1 protein-coding gene is annotated in these 4,115 nt (G+C 65.1%); it reads left to right on the top strand.

Annotated features, from left to right (window positions below):
- Positions 1–992: 992 nt before the first annotated feature.
- A partial coding sequence (locus C2L58_RS36060) for an esterase/lipase family protein (RefSeq protein WP_146073737.1) occupies positions 993–4,115 on the top strand: 3,123 nt, incomplete at its 3' end.

The following is a 4,115-nucleotide window of genomic DNA, read 5'->3' as shown; positions in this document are numbered from 1 at the left end:
GGCACGGTGACATCCTTCCAGGAGAGGCCGAAACCTCACAGGTGAGGTGTCAACCAGACCCTGGGCAGACCCAACTGGCCGATATTGGAAGCAGCTCTGCTGCTGGGTCACCAAAAGAGTTCGAGGCGGGCAACCGATCCATAGGCGCCTGCCTCGTGCCACCATATCAGGCGTGTGTCAGCGCGTCTGCGACAGCGAACGCACGCCCTTGCCAGTGGTCTTTTGAGCGTCATCCTCACATGCGCAGAGCGCGCTACCGTGCGCTCTCCAGGAACTCACGTGGCGGGATCCGGCGACTGCGCGAGATCCGACGGATGGTGGAGGCGCCGACGCGGTACCCCGAGTCGGCGCAGCTTCGCCTTGAATGCGGACCACGCCCAGGTCCGGTTTTCCATCGCCAAGCGGGTGATCAGCGCGGTGATCTCGTCACTGATCGGCGGCCGACCCGGCGGCTCCGGCAGTCGCCACCTGCGGGCCACCATGCGGCGATGCCACCGCAGCAACGTGGCAGACGTTGGCTATCGGCACGAACGCAAGGATTTTGGGGAGGAGCCGGGACAGTGCCGCGAGGGCCGCCCGGTCGGCCTTAGTTGAACGGTGTGGCGTGGATTCGCGCCGGCGCAGCACCGCGACTCCGTGGCGCGACGCGAGTATCTCCGCGTCCTTGAATGCAGACGACCGGGTAAGCAGCGCCAGCCAGGACAATCCCTGGTATAGCAGACGAGCAGCCACGGCCCACCCGATCATCGAGTGCGGCATACCAGCAGGTCAAGGCTACTGGCCGGATTCTCGACCAGGAAAGGCAAAGTGCGCGTCCGGGGCCGACCAGGAAATCGTCCCGCCGATTCCGGGACACGGGGGAGACGTGCCTACGGCATGAGACGACGCTACTGACCGTTACCACCAGGTGTAACAAGGCAGTTGCGCGTCCCGACTTCCGGGTGAGCCATGCGCGGCAGTGCCGTGCGGTCCGGCGGGCGGGAGTGGTGAGGTTGACTGACGTCGTCGCGGTGCATGTCCCGGTTGATGCCGTAGTAGATGTGGTATTCCTGCACGGCTTGGATGGTGATGTCCGCAAGTCGTGGACGGTCGCCGGTGACGACGGGTTCTGGCCGAACTGGTTGGCGCAGGACGTCGGCGAAGCCGCCGTCTGGTCGGTGGGGTACGAGGCGTGGTCGAGCGGGTGGCGCGGCCATGCCATGCCGATGCAGGACCGCACGATCAACGTACTCGCATCGCTGCAGGTCAAGGGGATCGGCGAGCGGCCGTTGATCTTCGTGACGCACAGCATGGGCGGATTGATCGTCAAGGAGGCGCTTCTCTACGCGGCGTACGGTGACACCGAATTCGCGTCGTTCGCGGCTATGACCAAGGCTGTCGTGTTCCTGGGAACGCCCCACAATGGGTCGGGCCTAACCAAAGCCGTCGAAGCACTGGGCAAGATTTACCGCGGCACAGCTGCGGTGCATGATTTGCGAAGCAATAGCGCACACCTGCGACAACTGTCCACGCGCTATCAGAACTGGGTTTACGACTCGGAAACCGGAATCCGTCACCTGGTCTTCTTCGAGACCAAGCCGACCCGGGGAGTCCAGGTCGTAGACGCCGGGTCAGCCAATCCTGGACTGCCGAAGGTGCAACCGGTCGGAGTGGATGCCAATCACGTGAGCATCTGTAAGCCCGCCAACCGAGAGGCACTGGTATACGGCAGGATCCGGAACTTTGTTTCGGACATTGCGACAACACTTGCTCGCACCGCCGACGAAACGACATCCGTTTGGGATGACCTTGGGAGACTCCGGGATTTCTGGTCCTCCCGTTACCCGGAGAAAGCCCGGGGCGCCGGTCGCGCCGCCATCGAATTCGAATCCCACCTGCACGTGGCGCTACGAGGCTCGATCGCGGCCTGGCTCGAGCAGCCCGGAACGCGCGGTCCTCTCGTGGAGGCGCTTTCCGACGTCTTCGCCCCGGCGCCGAGCAAGACCGCCGTGGTCCAGGCGATACTGACTGGCCGCAGGGATTCGCTGCGTACCGCGCTCGAGAACCTGTGGGCTGTAGCGCAGTCGGCCGCGGACGTACTGGCGGATGCCGCGTCCGTATTGCGGTTCGAGATCCACTGCCCACGGTGGGTTTCGGCCACGGCTGGCTCCGTGGTGGACAGTTGGAGCCCGCCCCACGACGACAATTCCGATGCGCTGGCCAACTTCAAAGCGCACCTGTGCCTGACTGCCACCCCCACGCCTCGCTACGAGGCGCTCGAGTTGCTTGCCGCTGGGCCGCTGCGGGTCAGGGAGCCTTCGGGCTGGCTGGATCGATGGACCGGGAAACTCGCCATGGCGATCTCCGATTCGCGGGACCTCGTCGACTTCGCCGACGAGTTGCTTTCAGACTTGGCTAGGCTGCGGTCGAGCCCGCCGGAAGACCGCCTCTCTCATGGCATCGCGGTGCTCACTCGCGAGTTCGCTTCGCCGGCCGAAGTCATACCAGGCCCCTACCTCGCCGGTGAGCAACCCAAGCCGTCCCACGTCGTGAACGGCTACTTCTCGAACCGGGTCTGGCAGGTCGCCCCGGCGGCCGAGCGTCTCGAACTGTGGCTCGGCAGCATCGGGAGCACCGAGGCCGACGTCGGCCGCAAAGCGCCGGTGTATTGGTTCGAGGGTCGCTCCGGCTGCGGCAAAAGTGTTCTGATGCTCCAAACCATGGCTGTGATCCGCCGGGCGAACCGTGGCATGGTGCTGTGGCTTGGGAACAACGTCGAGGAACTCCCGCAGGCCGTGGCGTTCAGCCTGGCCAACAGCGGACCCGGTGAGCAAGCGCTGATCGTGATCGACGACGGCTTCTCCCCGGCGGTCCAGGCGCGGTCGATCGACCATTGGCGACGCACCATCCGGGCACTGAGCACGGTGAGCGACGAAGGCAGGCAGCTGCCCGTCATCGTCACCTGCGGACCGACCGAGCAGAGGCGCGCATTCCGGTCGGCGTTCCTCGACGATGTCGAGGTCACCGCCGAGCTGGTCGACGAGCAACTCGATTCCGACCATGCCGCCGAGCTCGAGCAGTGGTTCACCGCCCGGACAAACCAGATACCTCCGGCGCATCTGGCCTCCTCGAACGTCCTGATGGTGCAGAAGTTCTTCCAGTACCGGACCGGTGCGTCGCTCGAAAGCTTCGCAAAAAGGTTCAAGAACCGACTCGAAGGAATGGAAGATTCGTCGAAGATTCCAGCGTTCATCGCGAAACTGCTCTCGGTCAACCGCCTGTACGTGGGCCTGCCCGCCGCGTCGTTGCATGCGCTCACCGACGCCGATCGCGATGTCCTCGCGCAACTCGAACGCGACAACCACATCACCGTGTCCGCCGATTCGGGCCGGGACGGCGTCTGGCTTGCTCACCCGCACCTCGCGGACGCACTTTTCCAAGGCTGGTTCGGCGAGGGGGACGCGCACAAAGCAGCGGGAGTTTTGCGCGACGCGATCATCGAGTGCGGGATGGCCGGCGAGAACTCCGCCGAGCGGACCGCGCCGCTGACGGCGCTCAAGCTGGCCGTCGAAAGGGCCCACACAGCCGCGTTCCAGCACCGGGTAGACCCGGAACTCCTGCCGGACGCCATTGCGACGGCGTACGAGACGCTGGCTCGCTCGACAGTGGGCATCAGCGTCGAAGAGCTGCCGGCGTGGATCCGCCTGGAGCAGGTATTGGCCGGCGTCGCGTTGACCCCGACCCCGAGGGCGTTGGGTGCGGCCGCGATCAAAGATCCGTCGCTGCCTCCCGAAACGTGGTTGCCCACCGCACACGCGCTCCTGGACACGGTCCGACCCGAAGACGAAGATGTCGAGGAACTCCTCGACGCCCTGCGCCGCAGAATCAGCTCGGGTGACGAGTCCTCGTCCGGTGCGGGTGCCATCGCCGCTCGTATCGCTTCGTTCACCGGTGACCAGGTGGACGTCAATGGGCTCGAACACTGGTTGGACGATCCTCGGAACTGGACGCACTCGGCATGGGCCTTCGCCTACCGTGCGCTCGGTTCACTGACTCAGAGCGACAGTGATGCGCCCCGGGTCTGGTGCAGGTCTCGTTATCTGTCACCGAGCCCGGGCAGGCTCGACAGGCTGATC

It is taken from the genome of Amycolatopsis sp. CA-126428 (genome assembly GCF_002904335.1).
GTDB lineage: Bacteria > Actinomycetota > Actinomycetes > Mycobacteriales > Pseudonocardiaceae > Amycolatopsis.
Note: the sequence above shows the minus strand (reverse complement) of the source record. Positions and strands in the feature narration are given on the sequence as shown.